Source organism: Candidatus Cardinium hertigii, assembly GCF_050864915.1.
In the GTDB taxonomy this organism is placed as follows: domain Bacteria; phylum Bacteroidota; class Bacteroidia; order Cytophagales; family Amoebophilaceae; genus Cardinium; species Cardinium hertigii_D.
In genome coordinates this window covers 113,515-131,760 of record NZ_JBOZWY010000001.1, presented here as the reverse complement: position 1 = coordinate 131,760, position 18,246 = coordinate 113,515, and the positions used below count along the sequence as shown (strand labels likewise).

Annotated in this window: 14 protein-coding genes and 1 tRNA gene; 6 read left to right on the top strand and 9 right to left on the bottom strand. The window is 37.5% G+C overall.

Features of this window, described 5'->3' with window-relative positions; translation table 11 throughout:
* The first annotated feature begins 5 nt into the window (after window positions 1-5).
* Window positions 6-1,109, top strand: a complete 1,104-nt coding sequence (gene murG, locus ACRRVD_RS00505; protein ID WP_432461235.1) for an undecaprenyldiphospho-muramoylpentapeptide beta-N-acetylglucosaminyltransferase — start codon at window positions 6-8, stop codon at window positions 1,107-1,109.
* Between the two features lie 136 nt (window positions 1,110-1,245).
* Here murG and ACRRVD_RS00500 read toward each other — a convergent pair whose 3' ends face one another.
* The 4 genes from ACRRVD_RS00500 to ACRRVD_RS00485 all read right to left on the bottom strand — a co-directional run bounded on the left by ACRRVD_RS00500 (window position 1,246) and on the right by ACRRVD_RS00485 (window position 5,147).
* Window positions 1,246-2,052, bottom strand: coding sequence for an N-acetylmuramoyl-L-alanine amidase (locus tag ACRRVD_RS00500; RefSeq protein WP_432461234.1), 807 nt, complete (start codon window positions 2,050-2,052; stop codon window positions 1,246-1,248).
* 601 nt (window positions 2,053-2,653) lie between these two features.
* Window positions 2,654-3,301, bottom strand: a complete 648-nt coding sequence (locus tag ACRRVD_RS00495; protein WP_432461233.1) for a 16S rRNA (guanine(527)-N(7))-methyltransferase RsmG — start codon at window positions 3,299-3,301, stop codon at window positions 2,654-2,656.
* A 12-nt stretch (window positions 3,302-3,313) separates the two neighbouring features.
* Window positions 3,314-3,871 carry an ATP-dependent protease subunit HslV gene (gene hslV / locus ACRRVD_RS00490; protein ID WP_432461232.1) on the bottom strand — a complete coding sequence of 186 codons (558 nt, stop codon included), beginning with the start codon at window positions 3,869-3,871 and terminating at the stop codon, window positions 3,314-3,316.
* Window positions 3,872-3,902: 31 nt separating this feature from the next.
* Window positions 3,903-5,147, bottom strand: coding sequence for a dihydrolipoamide acetyltransferase family protein (locus ACRRVD_RS00485; RefSeq protein ID WP_432461231.1), 1,245 nt, complete (start codon window positions 5,145-5,147; stop codon window positions 3,903-3,905).
* A 201-nt stretch (window positions 5,148-5,348) separates the two neighbouring features.
* Here ACRRVD_RS00485 and tilS point away from each other — a divergent pair, with 201 nt between their 5' ends.
* Both tilS and radA read left to right on the top strand, forming a co-directional pair.
* Window positions 5,349-6,677 carry a tRNA lysidine(34) synthetase TilS gene (gene tilS, locus ACRRVD_RS00480; RefSeq protein ID WP_432461230.1) on the top strand — a complete coding sequence of 443 codons (1,329 nt, stop codon included), beginning with the start codon at window positions 5,349-5,351 and terminating at the stop codon, window positions 6,675-6,677.
* A 38-nt stretch (window positions 6,678-6,715) separates the two neighbouring features.
* Entirely contained in the window at window positions 6,716-8,056 is a 1,341-nt protein-coding gene (gene radA / locus ACRRVD_RS00475; RefSeq protein ID WP_432461229.1) for a DNA repair protein RadA, read from the top strand.
* On the opposite strand, the gene ACRRVD_RS00470 is transcribed toward radA, so the two are convergent.
* From ACRRVD_RS00470 to metG, 5 genes are all read right to left on the bottom strand, one after another.
* Window positions 8,054-8,125, bottom strand: a tRNA-Glu gene (locus ACRRVD_RS00470). The genes radA and ACRRVD_RS00470 overlap by 3 nt on opposite strands.
* Window positions 8,126-8,230: 105 nt before the next feature.
* On the bottom strand, window positions 8,231-8,980 hold the full coding sequence (locus ACRRVD_RS00465) for an outer membrane beta-barrel protein (RefSeq protein WP_432461228.1): 750 nt from the start codon (window positions 8,978-8,980) through the stop codon (window positions 8,231-8,233).
* Between the two features lie 203 nt (window positions 8,981-9,183).
* Window positions 9,184-9,852, bottom strand: coding sequence for a tRNA (adenosine(37)-N6)-threonylcarbamoyltransferase complex dimerization subunit type 1 TsaB (tsaB, locus tag ACRRVD_RS00460; protein ID WP_432461227.1), 669 nt, complete (start codon window positions 9,850-9,852; stop codon window positions 9,184-9,186).
* Window positions 9,853-9,883: 31 nt separating this feature from the next.
* Window positions 9,884-12,526 (bottom strand): pyruvate, phosphate dikinase, encoded by a 2,643-nt coding sequence (gene ppdK / locus ACRRVD_RS00455; RefSeq protein WP_432461226.1) that lies wholly within the window; start codon window positions 12,524-12,526, stop codon window positions 9,884-9,886.
* A 184-nt stretch (window positions 12,527-12,710) separates the two neighbouring features.
* Entirely contained in the window at window positions 12,711-14,405 is a 1,695-nt protein-coding gene (metG, locus tag ACRRVD_RS00450) for a methionine--tRNA ligase (RefSeq protein ID WP_432461225.1), read from the bottom strand.
* A 548-nt stretch (window positions 14,406-14,953) separates the two neighbouring features.
* On the opposite strand from metG, the gene lpxB reads away from it, so the two are divergent.
* The 3 genes from lpxB (at window position 14,954) to lipA (ending at window position 17,955) form a co-directional block, all read left to right on the top strand.
* Window positions 14,954-16,099: a lipid-A-disaccharide synthase gene (gene lpxB, locus ACRRVD_RS00445; RefSeq protein ID WP_432461224.1), complete on the top strand. Its 1,146-nt coding sequence runs from the start codon at window positions 14,954-14,956 to the stop codon at window positions 16,097-16,099.
* The gene (gene ruvX, locus ACRRVD_RS00440) at window positions 16,077-16,511 is read left to right on the top strand and encodes a Holliday junction resolvase RuvX (RefSeq protein ID WP_432461223.1); all 435 of its coding nucleotides are present in this window, start codon (window positions 16,077-16,079) and stop codon (window positions 16,509-16,511) included. Before lpxB ends, ruvX begins: the two co-directional genes overlap by 23 nt.
* 574 nt (window positions 16,512-17,085) lie before the next feature.
* Window positions 17,086-17,955, top strand: a complete 870-nt coding sequence (lipA, locus tag ACRRVD_RS00435; RefSeq protein WP_432461222.1) for a lipoyl synthase — start codon at window positions 17,086-17,088, stop codon at window positions 17,953-17,955.
* Window positions 17,956-18,246 lie beyond the last annotated feature (291 nt).

The window sequence follows — 18,246 nt, the reverse complement described above, 5'->3', positions numbered from 1 at the left end:
TATTTATGCGTATTTTGGTCGGTTGTGGAGGTACAGGTGGACATATTTATCCTGCTATAGCTATTGCGGATGGCATTAAGAAACAGGTTCCAGATGCAGTTTTCTTATTTGTAGGGACAAAAAAAAGTAGTGAAGTGGGGTTGGTAGTTACTGCTGGTTATCCCATTGTGCGGATTAGTATAAAAGGATTCCAAAGGAATAGTATCCTTAAAAACCTATTAATGCCTTTTTTTCTTTTAAAAAGTTTATACCAAGCAAGGCGTATTATTAAATCATTTAAACCTGATTTGGTTATTGGAACTGGAGGGTATGCTTCTTTCCCTACATTGTTTGTAGCTTCTATGCAAAAAATTCCTACCCTTATTCAAGAACAAAATAGCGTAGCTGGGTTAACCAATAGATTGCTTTCTAGATGGGTGGCTAAAGTTTGTACAGGTTATCCAGATGTTATTTTTCCTTGTGAAAAGGGAAAAATAGTCTATACAGGTAATCCCATACGTTCCTCGCTCTGTACCTTCCAAGAAGACCGAATGGATGCACTTGAGTATTTTAGTTTTTCTTCCTTTCAAAATAAAAAATGTCTGCTTGTGGTTGGTGGCAGTGGAGGTGCAAAAATATTGAATACAACGATACTGGAATGGAAAGATCAGTTGTCTAACTTGGATATACAAATTATATGGATTACAGGTAAGCGCTACTTTAAGCCGATTAAAAAAGCGATGAGTGATTATCCTTATATAAAATGTTATCCCTATTTAAGCAATATGGAAATGGCTTATACAGCAGCGGATATTGTTGTTTCTAGAGCTGGCGCGTTATCTATCGCAGAGCTTTGTGTATGGAGGAAACCGACCATTTTGGTGCCATCATCCAATGTGGTAGAAGATCACCAAACTAAAAACAGCTTGTCATTGGCCCATCATGGAGCTGTTATACTTATTACAGATCAGGAATGCCCTTTTCTACTCATACCTAAGATAGTAGAATTATTTAATGACGAAGCACAGCAGTTAAAATTAGTCAAGCAAATGGAACTTTTTACGGCATCGCATGCCAACGCTCAAGATAAGGTAGCTGCAGCCGCACTTGATTTAGTTCTATCGCGTTAATAGAATTTAAAACATATAAAAATAATTTACACATTTAACTGGACAGATCCGAGCAGTATTTTTTTTGTTTTCTGATAGCTACTTACTTAATTGATATATTTATTGGTTTGTTATATTAAATCCTAATTAGTATGTTTTATTTATTATGATATTTTTCTAATAAATTTTTTAAAATAGCAGCTGTCTCTGGATCCGGTTCACCTGAATAGCTACTAGGTCTAAAATGCATCTGAAATACGCTTAGCGCTCGACGAGTATTTTCATCCAAAATACCTGTCTTAACAACTCCTCGGTAGCCATACATTTGCAGTTGATCTTGAATTTTTTCAATGTCTATGTTAGATTGTTCGTTTATATCAAGTTCAGATCTATTATAAAATGCACCTACACCGTTTTTATAAAGTTTTTCCCAATCAAAGGCAGGACCTGGATCTTGCTTTCTTCCATAGGGTAATGCTATATCAGAATGACCTACTACATTAGTGGGTTCAATATTGTATTTTTGAACAATTTGTTTTGATAAAGATATAACAGTTTCCATTTGATAATCACTAAAAGGTTCCCATTTTTCTGCATTAGTTAAATTCGGCTTATCAGATAAGCCTGCATTCACTATTTCTATACCTATAGAGGTATTGTTTAGAGTGATATGTTTTCCCCATCCACTAATACCTGCATGCCAAGCAGACTTTTCATTAGCAACCAAGTTAAAAACTTTTCTCTGGCTATCTATAGCTGTTTTGGGCACTAGATAATGCGCACTAACACGTAGAGAACGTAAAGGATCAGTTAATATTTTCAATGATTCTTCTAAATCAGCTACAGTGTAATGCATCACTAGATGCGTTATACGTTGATTTTTATTTTGAGAAGGATGACTATAGTCCATTACTATTGGATCATTGATTATCGAGTCATTGGAATGCTGCTTATAAGGATGCATTTCATTACGTACTCCACTGCACGATGAAATAACTAGTATAAAAGATGAAAAGATAAGATTTAATCTTAGATTTAAATTAATCCTCATTATAGTAGGGTTTTATAATTTTTGACAGAAACAACTTAGGTTCTAAACTGTTGCTTTACCTGAAACAATACCGTATAGATAAAAATACCAAGTGCATTTTATTAAAAAAAAATTTAAATACCTAAAAGTTTACGTTTATTAGGCAAACCTGCCTAAAATAGTGAAATTTATGTATCCTTAACACAGAAAACTATAAAAAATAACACTAAAAACTTAACAAAAATTACAATAACTATCTATAGCAACGGTTTCAGTGTATACAAAGATGAAATAGCTCATCTAAAGGATGAAAATGATACCTTAGCCAAAGCATTAGGTAAAACTACAGTTGAGTGGGACTGGGCAGTGGGAAAGCTAAATAGCAAAGAATATATTTATATAAATTATATTGGTTATCAGGTTTTTATGTCATAAATTATTTTGTATAAGTAGGTAAAGTAGCTAACTTTTTAGTAAAAATACGAATAAAATACTATTCTAAAACTTTTATAAATCAATTAAATAAATCCAGAGTTCAGGTTATTAATGTAGTATAGACATGGACCAAATACTTTTCCCTAAAAAAGGGCTCAATAAAAAAGCGATGAAGTGGATATACATCCATAGATATGGGTAAATAGTCGGATGATGGGCCTTTTAGGTATAGTATGCCATTATATAAGCTATTCTTATTTTCCTTAGCTATTTTGTCTTTTACCCAATGATAGAATAAAGCTAGATGGGCAACCCCCCTTCCGATTACAAAATCATAGACGCCTTTTAAGTCTTCTCCTCTTGCCCAATCCACACTAATATTTTTTAACCCAAGGGTTCTTACAATTGATTGTACAGCTTTTATCTTTTTTGCGGTCGCATCGACTAAATGAAAATTTACCTCTGGAAACATAATGGCCAGCGGAATACCAGGGAACCCTCCTCCTGTGCCAAAATCTAAAATCTTAGTATGGGCACAAAAAGTAATTACCTTAGCAATGGCTAATCCATGCAAAACATGGTGCAAATAAAGATGGACTATATCTTTACGGGATATAAGATTGATCTTTGTATTCCAATCTTTATAGATACTTCCTAAACGATTAAAAAGTTCTAATTGGCTGGTTGTCAATTCAGGAAAATAATGGGATAGAATAGAAGCTGTATGTAATTTTTTTTGTAGATCCATTCTTTTATAAACTTACACCATCAAAGGTTCATCTTGAATCGACTCAAATACAAAATTATGGTTGGTATAGATACAGATATCCGCTGTTATGGTTAAACTTTCTCGTACCATTTGCATAGCGGTTAAATGAGGCGCATGTTTCATCAAAGCAATGGCAGCAGATTGGGCATACATACTGCCTGATCCAATAGCTGCTAAGGGATAATCCGGTTCTAACACATCACCTGTACCCGTAACCATTAGTAATCCTTCTCGATTGGCCACTACCAACATAGCTTCCAACCGTTTTAGCATACGATCTGTACGCCAATCTTTAGCTAACTCAATAGCTGATCGCTTCATATTACCATGATAGCTTTGCAGCTTTTCTTCAAAACGTTCTAATAAGGTAAAAGCGTCAGCAGTAGAACCGGCAAAACCAGCTAAAACCTTGCCTTCAAAAAGCTTTCTTACCTTTTTAACATTGCTTTTAGCAACGGTATGGCCAAATGTAGCTTGGCCATCTGCACCAATAACTACTGCTCCATTGTGGATCATAGCTAAAACAGTAGTCGATTTAACTTGGATCATATGATTATTATCAGGTAGATGGATACGTTTTTTATAGTAATAGACTCAATGGCTGTTCCAACAACGCTTTTAAAGTAGCTAAAAACAATGCCCCTGTATGGCCATCTACGACGCGATGGTCACAAGACAATGTAAGTTGTAACATATGTGCAGGAACAACCTGATCATCCTTAAAAATAGGTATTTTTTGCATGGCACCAACCGCTAAAATACAAGCCGCTGGCGGGTTAATAATAGCCGAAAAACATGTAATACCGAACATACCTAGATTTGAAATAGTAAAAGTAGCACCTGTATAATCTCTAGGCGTCAATTTTTTTTGTTGTGCCTGTTTACATACCTTTTTTACCGTTTTACTAATTTGTACCAATGATTTTTGGTCTGCAAAACGCACTACAGGAACTAGTAACCCATCTTCAACGGCTACTGCTACACCTATATGCACATACTGGTAGCTTCTGATTTTATCAGTCAACCATGCAGCATTTACTTTTGGATGTTGGATAAGCGCTAAGGCAGTAGCTTTAATAATTAGGTCATTAATAGAAATTTTTGTTGATGCGTATTGGTTCAGCTCTCCACGGATCTCAACTACTTTATTCATATTTATGTCAACCATTAAGTAGAAGTGAGGAATATTCATTTTACTCTCTGTCAGCACTTCTGCTATTTTTTGGCGCATAGTAGAAATGGGGAAATCTTCATAAACTGCTGTAGTAGACTGCTCATTTATCGAAATTTGGTCCAGTCTATCGGGTACAAAATGGATAACATCTTTCTTTACAACCCGTCCTGCTTCACCAGATCCCTGAATTTGTGCGAGATCATAGCCTTTTTCTTTTGCTATTTTTTTGGCCAAAGGGGAAGCAATAAATCGATCTAAAGGCAAAGATGGCTGCATATCGGCAGTAGCCGCTATCATTTGGCCATCTGCAATTGGCAATTGAATAGGTGGTAGATCTATATCTATATGCGTATCACCAGGTCTATCCCCATCTATAGCAACAGTAGAGGCCAATAACGTATTAATATCCTCTTGAGGGTCTCCTATAATGGCAATTATATCATTAACCTTTGCAGCTGTCTTTTCTGCTACGCCTACATACAGCAATGTACCATCTTCATAGGACTCCAACTCCATAGTAGCTTTATCTGTGTCTACTTCAGCCAATATATCACCAGCTGCTACTTTATCCCCCACTTTCTTGATCCAACGGCTTATGATACCATGCTCCATGGTATCACTCATTTTAGGCATCCTAATGCACTCTGCCATATGCTTTGAATAACAAATTAAAATAATCTAAACTACCTAGCCTAGCTAGCGTATGGTAGGTGATGGGATCTATATTCCCTAACTTTAGAATAAATTTACATATAATTTGGCAACTATACTGCTTCATTTTATGCTTCCTTTAGATAAAGGTAACCATATGCATCGTTTGTTATTTATCGGAAAGGCTTCAACTTTAAAACTATGCTCACCTCTTTTTTATACTTTCTAGCCCACAAAAAGTTAATTGTAGATAGGGATCAAACCACTCTTTTAGCAGTAAGTGGTGGGGTAGATTCTGTGGTACTCTGTCACCTTTTTAAAAAGGCCTGCTTACCTTTTGCTATAGCCCATTGTAATTTCAATTTACGTGGCAGAGAAGCAGATGTAGCAACTGAATTTGTAAAATCGTTGGCCGCATTTTATGAAGTTCCTTTTTATACCACTCGATTTGACACAAAAAGCTTCGCACATAACAACAAGGTTTCTATACAAATGGCTGCTAGAAGCTTACGTTACCAATTTTTTGATAGACTACTACAACAATATAGATGGGATAAAATAGCTACAGCACATCATTGGGACGATGTGATGGAAACCATACTACTCAACTTTATTAAAGGCACAGGTATTAAAGGATTCTATGGCATTCAGCCGATGCACCATCAGATCATACGTCCACTACTTTTTGCTAGAAAAAAGGAAATTATACACTATGCAAAAGAACAAAAGTTGGATTGGGAAGAAGATAGTTCCAATCAATGCAACTATTACCAAAGGAATTTTATTCGAAATAAAGTGATCCCCCTTTTACATCAAGTCAATCCAAAGCTTGCGTCAACGATGCAAGCAACGGCTATACAATTGAAAGATATTGGAAACCTGTTTGACAATCATATGGATCAGATAAAAAAAAAGGTAAGCACTTTTAAAGAGGAGATCCATTACCTAGCCATGGACTCCATAATCGATCAGCCATGGGCCACTACGGTAACATTTGAACTATTGCGTCCTTATGGCTTCACCTTTAAACAAATCAAACAGCTACTTACAACAACTAGAACCAGTGGAAAAATGATCCATTCAATAGAATATACACTATATATAGATAGAGAGAATTGGTTGGTAAGCAAAAAAAAAATAGAACGGTTACCAGAAAAGGTAATTGCAGATACGACACAATCCATTCCATACAGGAATCATCTTTTGCACTTTCATTGTTACAGAAATGCCAACTATATACTAAAAAAAACAACCATGATCGCAGCATTGGACTATGATAAGTTGCAGTTTCCGTTGATCATACGTCCATGGCATCCTGGAGATTTTTTCTATCCCCTTGGTATGAAAGGACGTAAAAAGATCAGCGATTTATTAATTGATCTCAAAATACCAATTGCCATCAAAGAAAGGGTATGCGTCATGATAAGTAATGATCAAATTGTATGGGTAATAGGCCATAGAATAGACGAACGCTTTAAGGTAAACGAAACCACACAAATGGTATGTGAAATGGCATGGACTAAAGCATAAAATATGTTTTATATTAGGCAGCGCTAAACAAAATTTATATGACATTTTTTTGTACAAACTGTGGGCTTGAATATGTTAAATGGCAAGGAAAATGCGATGGGTGTAAAGAATGGAATAGGGTCACCCAATTTAGTGCAAGCGGTAATACCAAACGTGGTATCATGGTAAACCAACCATCTCCCAACTATCCCAAAAGATTAGAGGAGATTCAACCGACTACTAGTAAACGTCTTCTATCTGAAGATGCGGAGTTCAATAGAGTCCTGGGTGGAGGGATTGTTCCAGGATCATTAGTACTGTTAGGCGGCGAGCCTGGTATTGGTAAATCAACTCTTTTGCTTCAAATGGCCTTACAATTAAAAGCGATTAAAGTATTATATGTATCTGGAGAAGAAACAGAAAATCAAATTAAAATACGTGCTTCTCGTCTTGGATTATCTTCACCAAACTGCTTTCTGCTACAGGAGTCTGCTTTAGTCCAGATACTCAAACATGCAAATGATTTGGAACCAACTTTATTGGTTATAGATTCCATTCAAACCTTATATGATGAAGAAGAGGAAGGATCAGTAGGGAGTATCAATCAGATTAAGGCTTGTACCACACGATTGTTGCAGTATGCCAAAAGTAAAGATGTAGCCCTATTTTTAATAGGGCATATCAATAAAGATGGTGGATTAGCAGGTCCTAAATTATTGGAACATATGGTAGATACAGTGCTCCAGTTTGAAGGAGATAAGTCATGCTTATATCGCATGGTACGGATCATAAAGAATCGATTTGGTCCTACATCAGAATTAGGGATATATGAAATGAAAGTAACTGGACTACATGGTGTTAACAATCCCTCCTCTATGCTACTTTCTCAACAGGACTATCCTGGTATAGCTATCGGCGCTTGTTTAGAAGGCACTAGGCCATTGATTCTTGAAATTCAGTCATTGGTAACAGCAACCAGGTATGGAAATCCTCAACGAAATGCTACAGGCTGTGACCCCAGGCGGTTGAACATGTTGCTAGCTGTATTAGAAAAGCGGACTGGTTTGCGGCTACATGACCGTGATGTATTTTTAAATATTACAGGGGGGCTTAGGGTAGATGATACGGCATTAGATTTGGCCATCTGTATGGCAGTTGTAAGCTCCTTAAAGGATAAGGTTATCTCCAATAGCAAATGTTTTATAGCAGAAGTTGGACTAGGCGGCGAGCTAAGAGGGGTAGAAAGAGTAGAGCACAGAATAGCAGAAGCGGAAAAATTAGGGTTTAAAGAGGCTTTTGTAGCTACACAACATGAACAGCTATCTATATCTTCTAATATAGAAATTAATTTTATTAAAAATTTAAAAGATTTAATAAGTAGCATATGCATGAAAGCGTAGCCCGTAGGGGAATCGAACCCCTGTTTCCAGGATGAAAACCTGACGTCCTAACCCCTAGACGAACGGGCCCTTATTAAATAGGAGCCAGCTGATGTATACATCAGCTGGCTCCTATTTAACCCAGATAAAATAAAAAATAAGCTCAAAAAGGCTTACTGCTTTATTTCTAGCCTACTACGTCAATAAAGACATAAAATTAAAACCTACACCAATCGTAGCATGGTGGATAGGAAACTTATTGTCTTTTAAGTTGGGATTATTGGCATTAAATATAGTTTGAGAAGAGTTACCTTCTTTTACTTTAAGTTTACTACCATAAATCTGGTATCCATACTTAGCATCAATAGATAACCCAAATGGAAGTTCATACCCAAGGCCAAGATGAATAGCGCCTTTTAAAGTTGGTAATTCATCTTTTTTTTCCGAAGTAAGCTCTATATTTGTTTCTGTACCATTATTAGTTTCTGTGCAAGTTGGTGCAAATGGAAGATAGCCCGTAATACCTACATTAATTTTTAAAATACCTGATTCCTCTTCACGACCCAATGGATAGAATTGTAAATGGAGCGGAATAGCCACACCATGGCTGGCCATGCTAATAGAAGATGGGTTGGAATTAGTGGTATTGGCCTCATTGGTATTATCATTGCCATTCGCGGACTTGTCTTCTGTTAAGGTTCCTCCTAGCTTCATATAGCCAGCTTCTAGCCCCATACCTATATAATCGTTAAATGCATATTCAACATAGAGACCACCGTGAGCAAAAAGGGTATCAAAAAACTTACCACTTGCTTTGTTTCCATTAATCTTAGTATCATCAGACGCCGTGGCAAAGGATAGACTTGGGCCAATTTTAGCACCCCAACTAAATGGATTTACTTCTGCCTTAGCATTAAATGCAGCACAAGCCAAAAGGCTTGCCATTAAAGTTTTTTTTATGTTTTTCATATTAATGTTAAAAATTGTGTGTAAAGAACTTTTTATTATTATTTATTCATTTATACATGAAATTTACTGATCAGCAGTAATTTGACGCTATTATAAGCTAATCTGGTTTCACTAATGAGTTAATAGAAGCAATATTAAGGCTAATCCAAAAAAAAACCAAATAAATATCCTAAATTCTTTTATTTTTCCTGAAACTGGCTTAAATAACAAGGCGTATAACGGGCAACATCTGCGCAAAGCTGCTGTTGAAACTTAGCAAAAGCCAAGTAGCCTATTTGTATAGCAGAAGGAGCCACTTCTGCTATACAACGGATATTTTTATTTTCTGCAAGGAATGTTTTGCATTTCAATGCACCATCTCCAAAAAAAAGTAAAGGTTGGTTGGGAAGTCCATCTCGGTATATTTTATTATCCAATAGCGCTACATGGGGAGGAGATTTGATTTGGCCAACTTGGTCCGCTATAAGGGTATAAATAGCCGTTCGCCTCGCGTCAATGGCGGGACATAGTAAGGTACCCTGATCAACAAATGTACGCATGCCATAGGCCATAGCTTCCAGCGTACAAACTGAAATAAGTGGCACATCTAATCCGTAGCAAAGACCTTTTCCCACTGCCGTACCAATCCGTAACCCAGTATAGGAACCAGGACCAGCAGACACAGCTATGGCCTCCAATGATTTTTTATCACAGTTGCTATTGTTTAATAAAGCTTCTATAATTGGCATTAAGTATTCGGAATGCGAACGATCCATGCAAAGTGCAGTATGGGCTATAAGTCTACCACCATGATGTAACGCAACAGAACAGACAGTTGTGGCAGTTTCAATGCTTAAAATAAGGGACATATAGCCGTATATTTTGTTAAGGATAAGAGGGTTAGAGCAAATTTGCCTTTGCAGCAGCTAACTTTGCAATAGGTACTCTATAGGGAGAAGTAGATACATAGTCTAAACCTATCGATTCAAAAAACTGGATAGAAGCTGGGTCACCCCCATGTTCACCACAAATGCCTACTTTTAATCTTGGATTTGTGGACCTACCGTTCGTCACAGCCATTTGAATCAATGCGCCAACGCCTTCTTGATCAATCGTAACAAAAGGGTCTGCTTGCAACAGCCCCTTTTGTTGATAATCCTCTAGAAACTTTACGCCATCATCCCGTGAAATACCAAATGTAGTTTGGGTTAAATCATTCGTGCCCACACTAAAAAAATCCACTAATGGTGCAATGGTTGCCGCTTGTAAGGCTGCTCTTGGTAACTCTATCATTACGCCAAGTTTATATACAATATGCGGTGCTATTTTTTGATGTACTTCTTCTATGATATTTTTAAGAAAAATTACTTCTTTGGCATCAAAAACAAGGGGTAGCATAATCTCTAATGCAACTTTTTCTACTTCTAATGCCGACTGAAATAAGGCTTGAAGTTGCATCACATAAATTTCTGGAAAGGTTATGGCCAACCTAGCACCACGATGGCCTAACATTGGATTTACTTCAGAAAGTAGCTCTATACGCTTTTCTACTTCAGAAAGGGGATAGTCTATTTGCAAGGCTAAGTCAGCCAGATCTTTTGGATGGCTAGGTAAAAACTCATGTAAAGGTGGATCTAATAATCTTATGGTAATGGGTAAGCCATCTAGCATTTGAAAAAGCGCTTTAAAATCTCTTTTTTGCATGGGCATCAATTTTGTTAAAAAGTCGATACGGGATGTTTTAGAAAAGGTTAAGATCATTTTTCTAAATAGGCACATCTTATCTGGATGAAAGAACATATGTTCTGTTCTACAAAGACCTATGCCTGCCATACCAAAAGATCGTCCTACGGCTCCATCTTGAACAGTTTCTGCATTGGCTCTTACCTCCATTCTTTTGAGCTTATCTACTAGCTGCATAAAGGTTATAAACTCAGGGAAAGGCTTCTGTCTAATAGTGGCTACTTTACCTTTTATCACTTGCCCGGTGGTACCATTAATGGTCAACCAACTACCCACTGGGATTTTTGTCTGGCCAATAAGCAGCCATTTATTTTGGCGATCTATGGTAATATCATGTGCACCGCATACACAAGGTTTTCCCATACCTCTGGCTACTACAGCAGCATGTGCCGTCATGCCGCCTTTGGTGGTTAAAATGCCTGCTGCCATCGCCATACTACCTATATCATCAGGTGTAGTCTCCGGCCTAACCAATAACACACTTTCTGTTTTTGAAATGGCTGCTACTTCTTCTGGTGAAAAGACAATTACGCCAGAGGCAACACCTGGTGCAGCAGGAAGCCCTTGGGTTAATACTTCGATGGTTTGGCTCTCATCTAATGTAGGATGCAACAGCCGCTCTATGTGGTTACAATCTATCCTTTTCAATACTTCTTTTGCATCAATCTTACCTTCTTGCATCATATCAATGGCTATTTTAACAGCGGCTTTGGCACTACGCTTGCCATTTCTAGTCTGCAACAGCCATAGTTTACCCTGTTCAACGGTATATTCAATATCTTGCATCTCCCTAAAATAGTTTTCTAATTCAATCGCTAAGTTGCTAAGCTGACTAAAAATAAGGGGATATTTTTCTTCCAATGCATGGTCAGCTTGTTGAATGGATGGTATACCTTGTTTAGTGATGGGCCAAGGGGTCGTTAGACCCGAAACCAACTCTTCGCCTTGGGCATTTATTAAATATTCACCAAATAAACTTCGTTCTCCTGTAGATGGATTTCTAGTAAATAGAACGCCTGTTAGGCTATCTGTACCTCTATTGCCAAATACCATAGACTGAATGGTAACCGCTGTACCATCTTGATCATCTATATGGTTTAAGCTTCTATAGGTAACTGCTCTTGCGCCATTCCAAGATGCAAAAATGGCCGCTATAGTTTTTCTAAGCTGTTCAAAGACATTTTGTGGATAGGTAGTACCTGTATGGGTCCAAATTATTTTTTTATAGTTATCAATAACTGTATGCAACGCGTTAAGACTTAATCCTTCCTGATGACGCAGATTGTCTTGTTGTTTTATGCCATCTAGTACAGCTGTAAATAGATGATGGGGGATGCCCATAATGATATGTCCATACATTTCTATAAAACGGCGATAGCTATCATAGGCAAATCTAAAATCTTGGGTAGCATGACCTAACAATTGCACCGTTTCATCGTTTAGACCAAGATTAAGCAATGTATCCATCATACCTGGCATAGAGCTTTTAGCGCCAGAACGTAGGGCCAACAACAATGGAAAAGGACCACCTCCAAAATGCTTACCTGTTTCTTTTTCAAGTAGTTGGATCTCAGCTACCACTTGATCCCAAATGGGTTGGGCAATCGTTTGTCCCTTTGCATAATAATCCCTACAACCATCGGTTATGATGGTAAAACCTGGTGGAATCGGAAAGCCCAAAGAAGACATTTGTGCCAGGCCATACCCTTTATTGCCCAATATAGATGGATGTCCATTAGAATAATCTGTATCGTAACCAAAACGATATACCCATTGTTCGATTTGCTTTTTATGCAACATGCTATATTAGTATTTTATAGATAGATTAAATTGCTAAGTGCTTCCTACATAATAGCAGCCTAGCATGCTGTATAAGCGCTCTATTGATTTTAGAGCATACTTATCTCCTTGCACAGACTATTATTATATAAGTTTAAACAGCTGCTTTATTTTAAATAAATAGTTTCCTAAGCCAATTATTTGTTTATCCGACTGGGTCAGTAGATCTACTGTATAATTTTTTCCGTTGTGCTTCAATCACCGTATCCTCAATTTTTTCAAATAACAATACAGGCGATGCTACTGGACTTCCTGATTTGACAAGATGGGCTACATCGACATCGTCCCACCCTGTTTCTTGTACCCCCAGCATATGCGCAATTTTTTCACTGGTTGTAGGTAAAAAAGGTTTAATCAACAGGCTTAAGGTAGCAATAAGCTGCAACGCGACATGCAATACAGGGGCCGCTTCCTCTGGATTACACTTTACCAAATGCCACGGTCTCCTATCCGTTAGATATTTATTACCTAATGTAGCATAACCCATGCATAATTGGAGTGCTTCTTTAAACTTAAACTGCTCTATAGCCTTACCTACTGCTGTAAAAGAAGCCGTTAATGTAGCCAATACAGCGTGATCTGCCTCATTAAGCGCAATGTTAGGTGGCACCAATCCGCCAAAATATTGGTGTACCAGATTTAAGGTTCTATGTACCAAATTACCGAGGTTGGCTACCAGTTCACGATTGTTTTTATCTTGGAAATCTTGCCAGGTAAAGTCGCTATCTTTGTTTTCTGGCGCAATGGAACAGAGTACATAACGCAATACATCTGCTTTACCGGGGAAAGCTTCCAAATAATCATGCAGCCAAACCGCATGGTTGCGGGAAGTAGAAATTTTTCCTCCCTCTAGATTTAAAAATTCATTCGCTGCTACCTGTTGCGGCAAAATAAACTGGCCATGGGCTTTGAGCATAACAGGAAAGATAATACAATGAAATACAATATTGTCCTTTCCAAGGAAATGGACCAGCTTTGTATCAGGATCTTTCCAAAAAGGCTCCCAGTCGACCTGTTGTGCTTCAGCCCAAGCTTTGGTTGCGCTAATATACCCAATCGGCGCATCGAACCAAACATACAGCACCTTTCCTATGGCTTCAGGAAGTGGAACAGGAATGCCCCAAGCTAAATCACGGGTGACGGCACGGGGCTGTAACCCTTGGTCTAGCCAGCTTTTACATTGACCATATACATTGGTTTTAAAATCTTTATGTTCTTCTAAAATCCACTTTTTAAGCCAATTTTCATACTTATGTAGGGGTAGATACCAATGTTTGGTTGATTTTAAAATAGGCTTTGCACCACTAATAGCAGAAATAGGATCCACCAACTCTTCTGGACTAAGTGTGCTACCACATGCTTCACATTGATCTCCATAGGCACCTGGATGATTGCACTTTGGACAGTTTCCTTTGATGTAGCGGTCGGATAGAAATTGCTTACAAACAGGATCGTAATATTGTTCCGTTTCATGGACTTCAAATATGCCTTTTTGGTGCAATTCTTTAAAAAAGTCAGACGCTATTGTATAATGAGCAGACGAGGAAGTTCTTGCAAAGATGTCAAAACTAATATGCAATTCCTGCAGTGCTGTTTTAATAAGCATATGGTATTTGTCCACTATCTTTTGGGGGGTAGTTCCCTCTTGCTGGGCACGAATGACTACAGGTACCCCATGTTCATCAGAACCACTGACAAAAACTACGGTAGCTTTTTTTTGCCTTAAATAACGCACGTAAATATCAGCAGGAAGATAGGCACCTGCCACATGACCTAAGTGAATGGGGCCGTTTGCATAGGGCAATGCAGCGGTAACCGTATATCTTTTTGGATGAGCCATTTAAATATATAGATGATTTTTACTATTAATTTTGTAAACAATACAATGATAAAGGCTATTGCCAAAAGCAAATATATTAAGAGTTTGTTGTTTTTTATCCTACATCTATGCGGCTGATTTATTAAATGACAGCATTGTATCTTGGTAATAAGATTAAAAGTAAAGCCGTTGCAATAGAAAATTGCAACGGCTTTACCCTAAAATCCCAATCTTTATTTTGCAAGCTTTTTATACAAAAAAACTTAAAAACCTAGTCATTAACCAATACAAAATTGGTTTCTTTTGTGCTGATTAACAAATAAATATATAATAGCTCATAGACAAATAGAATGGAAAGATATTTGTTACCTACATTGCAGCAAAAAACAAGTATAACTTTTTTATTACTGATTTACAATAAGTATAATTTCAAATCGAGGTTAAATTAGATTTTTTACTTTTATTGCTTAACTTCACCGAAGTTGTAGCCTGTGGTAAACAGATATTCCTCATTTGGCCTATTGCCTCCAGCATATATGACAGGGCTGGCATGTAAAATCCAATTATCTATGCGTTATTATGTTATTGCGGGTGAGCACTCCGGCGATATGCATGGAGCTGACTTGATTAGACATATTAAATTAATAGATCACCATGCCGATTTCTGGTCTTGTGGAGGGGAGGCTATGTCTAAAGCGATCGGTAAGCCTTGTAGCGTAGATGGTTCAAAAGTGGCCTATATGGGGATAGATTTTTTAAAAAAGTGGTATACCTTATGGCAGCTGCTAAAGTTTTGCCAAAAAAGTCTAAAGCACTACCAGCCAGCTGTTGTCGTTTTAATTGACTACAGTGGCTTCAATATGCGGCTTGCTGCATTTGCTAAAAAAAATGGATTTTTAGTACACTACTATATACCGCCTAAAATCTGGGCACATGGTCCAAAAAGAATTACAAAAATCAAGCGAAATATAGACCAAGTGTGGTCCATTTTACCTTTTGAAGTAGGCTATTATCAGGAACATGGCTACCATACGATTGATTATATCGGTAATCCATTGGTTCAAAAAGTTGGTGATCATCGCATCAATCCCTCTTTTATGGCAGACAATCGCCTCGACTATCGGCCGATTATAGCACTATTACCTGGTAGTAGATTGGATGAAATTCAGCGTCTATTGCCTCTAATGGTTGCGCAGGCTGCTTATTTTAAATCCTATCAGTTTGTAGTAGCTGGATTAAGTGTGGTTCCAAACCGTTTGTATCAAGCGCTATGCCCCCCTACGGTTCAAGTCATTTATGACCAAACCTATGACCTAATGGCGGTTGCAAAAGTAGCGATCATTGCTGCTGGAACAGCTAGTTTAGAAGCTGCTTTATTTAATCTGGCACAAATAGTCGTCTACAAGTTGCATCCATTAGGCTACTTTCTTTACAAAAGCATCATCACGGTAGAGCATATCTCGTTGGTCAACCTTTTGATGAACCAGCCAATTGTTCCAGAGCTGATTCAATATCAGCTAACAGATAAAAAACTTCATGCAACTTTAACCAACCTTTTATCGGGCAATGGTAAAGCCAAACAACAAGCGGCCTATCCAACGATTCGCCGATTACTAGGACCACAGCATGCGGCTGAAACCGTCGCAAGGCGCATCCTAGCCCAGACCAAACAGCCCCTTCAAAATCAGAAAAATGATGGAAAAAAAATCAGGTAGGATTATGGCTATAGATTATGGACTTAAGCGGATCGGTATTGCTGTAACGGATCCCTTACAAATAATTGCGACTCCTTTAAAAACAATTGATCCCCCCATCTTATGGCTTTTTTTGAAAGATTATCTGCAACAAGAAAAGGTGGTCACCTTTGTGATGGGTATGCCCAAACATTTGAATGGAAAACCTTCTAAAATGGGTAAGATCGTAGAGCAGATCGGCACGCAATTAAAAAAAAACTTTCCAGGACAAAGTTTCTATTACGAAGATGAGCGATTTACTTCTAAGTTGGCTGTACAGGGACTCTACCAAGCTGGCTACGCTAAAAAGGATAGAGCAGATAAAAGCAATATAGATAAGGTAAGTGCCGCACTTATATTACAATCTTTTTTAAATAGACAAGCAGTTGTATAATGCTTTATGATACCCAATCTGTTTTTGACTGCTCTAAATATAGAACGACTTTTAGATACAATAGAACCAACTCTACGCAATAGGTATGTTTTACATTGGTAGTGGAATGATCAAGTATCCCGAGAACATTGCGTAAGGTTTAAGAAGAAGACTGTCGGGCCGCCGTATTCGGGAAAACTGAACGTACGGTGCGATAAGAAGCAAATGGGAACAATGAAGAATAAAGTTAACGTCAGTTGCCGTGTTATGAGCAATCGTTAGGAACCGATGTGCTTAATTTTTCTAGAGAATTTCAAAGAAGAACAATATATTTATATGCATTTTTCTGGTAAATAGCCTAATCTAACTGATTATAAATAAATATTTATTTATATTAGTAAATCATTCTATCTTAAGAATAAGTATTCTTACATAATTTATATGAGAAAAATAAGCGGTAAAATATTTTTATCTATTGATCTATTAAGTTTAAGTACCTTGTCTTCTTGTGTCCAGAGAAGGCAAGAAATGAATAGACCTACTTTAGGTAATGCAAAAAGAAGCTGTAATAGGAACCAGAAAAAATTCCTTTTTCATGAAGCAAAAAACGCCATCGATTACACCCGCTGAACGGCCAGATTGGTTGCGGGTTAAGTTACCTATAGGTAAGCACTATACAGCTGTACGTGACATTGTAGATCGGTATAAGCTGCACACTATTTGTACCAGTGGGAACTGTCCCAATATGGGAGAATGTTGGGGAGTGGGTACGGCTACTTTTATGATATTGGGCAATATTTGTACGCGCAGTTGTGGCTTTTGTGCGGTGGTTACTGGACGGCCTACCGCTTATGATCGAGAAGAACCAAAACGGGTTGCAGAAGCCATTCATTTAATGGGGGTTAAGCATGCGGTTATTACTTCGGTAAATAGAGATGAACTAAAGGATTGTGGGGCAGAAATTTGGTATCAAACGGTTACAGCCATCAAAGCTTTAAATCCTACTACCACTATAGAGACATTAATTCCAGATGTAAAGGGCATTTGGTGGGCATTAGAGCGGATGATTAGTGCCGGACAAGAAGTGGTTTCTCATAATATAGAAACGGTAGCACGCCTCTATAAAACCGTTCGTCCTCAGGCTAAGTATGCGCGAAGCTTGGAGCAGCTTAGACGGATTAAAACATATGGTAAACGCTCTAAATCCGGTATTATGCTTGGATTAGGAGAAACAGATGAAGAAGTTTATCAAGTAATGGATGATCTACGGGAGAATGGATTAGATGTTTTAACGCTGGGTCAATATCTGCAACCTACCAAACAACACCTTGAAGTAGCTGCTTTTATACATCCAGATAAATTTGCCCATTTTAAAGAAGAGGCGCTCAAGCGAGGATTTTCCTATATAGAGTCAGGTCCACTCGTACGCTCCTCATACCATGCAGAACGACACGTGCAAAAATAGGCGCTGTCGCACCTACAGTTAATTTTAGTATAGTGTCCCTAAAAAATCGGACAAAAAAAATAATAAATTTGTTTCCTGTTCTTATATTCCGCAGCAAAATTATATGATTGAATATTATTGTGTTTATTCCTTTAAAATTCATTTTTTTATTCGTTTTTTGAAAAAAGCTATATAGTTTTTTTTAATCCGTAAATAGCCATAGATTTTGTTCCAAAATATCTCATAATCTTTTTAATAACGCGTCTTTTAAGTTGATTACATATTTTTTTTATATATCCTTCAAATTCTAGA

Bases quoted from the DNA above. Each gene is read 5' to 3' on its own strand.
- ppdK (WP_432461226.1), bottom strand. From the start codon at position 12,526: ATGTTGCATAAAAAGCAAATCGAACAATGGGTATATCGTTTTGGTTAC.
- lpxB (WP_432461224.1), top strand. From the start codon at position 14,954: ATGCGTTATTATGTTATTGCGGGTGAGCACTCCGGCGATATGCATGGA.
- lipA (WP_432461222.1), top strand. From the start codon at position 17,086: ATGAAGCAAAAAACGCCATCGATTACACCCGCTGAACGGCCAGATTGG.
- ACRRVD_RS00495 (WP_432461233.1), bottom strand. From the start codon at position 3,301: ATGGATCTACAAAAAAAATTACATACAGCTTCTATTCTATCCCATTAT.
- ruvX (WP_432461223.1), top strand. From the start codon at position 16,077: ATGATGGAAAAAAAATCAGGTAGGATTATGGCTATAGATTATGGACTT.
- ACRRVD_RS00465 (WP_432461228.1), bottom strand. From the start codon at position 8,980: ATGGCAAGCCTTTTGGCTTGTGCTGCATTTAATGCTAAGGCAGAAGTA.
- ACRRVD_RS00500 (WP_432461234.1), bottom strand. From the start codon at position 2,052: ATGCATCCTTATAAGCAGCATTCCAATGACTCGATAATCAATGATCCA.
- hslV (WP_432461232.1), bottom strand. From the start codon at position 3,871: ATGATCCAAGTTAAATCGACTACTGTTTTAGCTATGATCCACAATGGA.
- radA (WP_432461229.1), top strand. From the start codon at position 6,716: ATGACATTTTTTTGTACAAACTGTGGGCTTGAATATGTTAAATGGCAA.
- tsaB (WP_432461227.1), bottom strand. From the start codon at position 9,852: ATGTCCCTTATTTTAAGCATTGAAACTGCCACAACTGTCTGTTCTGTT.
- murG (WP_432461235.1), top strand. From the start codon at position 6: ATGCGTATTTTGGTCGGTTGTGGAGGTACAGGTGGACATATTTATCCT.
- metG (WP_432461225.1), bottom strand. From the start codon at position 14,405: ATGGCTCATCCAAAAAGATATACGGTTACCGCTGCATTGCCCTATGCA.
- tilS (WP_432461230.1), top strand. From the start codon at position 5,349: ATGCTCACCTCTTTTTTATACTTTCTAGCCCACAAAAAGTTAATTGTA.
- ACRRVD_RS00485 (WP_432461231.1), bottom strand. From the start codon at position 5,147: ATGGCAGAGTGCATTAGGATGCCTAAAATGAGTGATACCATGGAGCAT.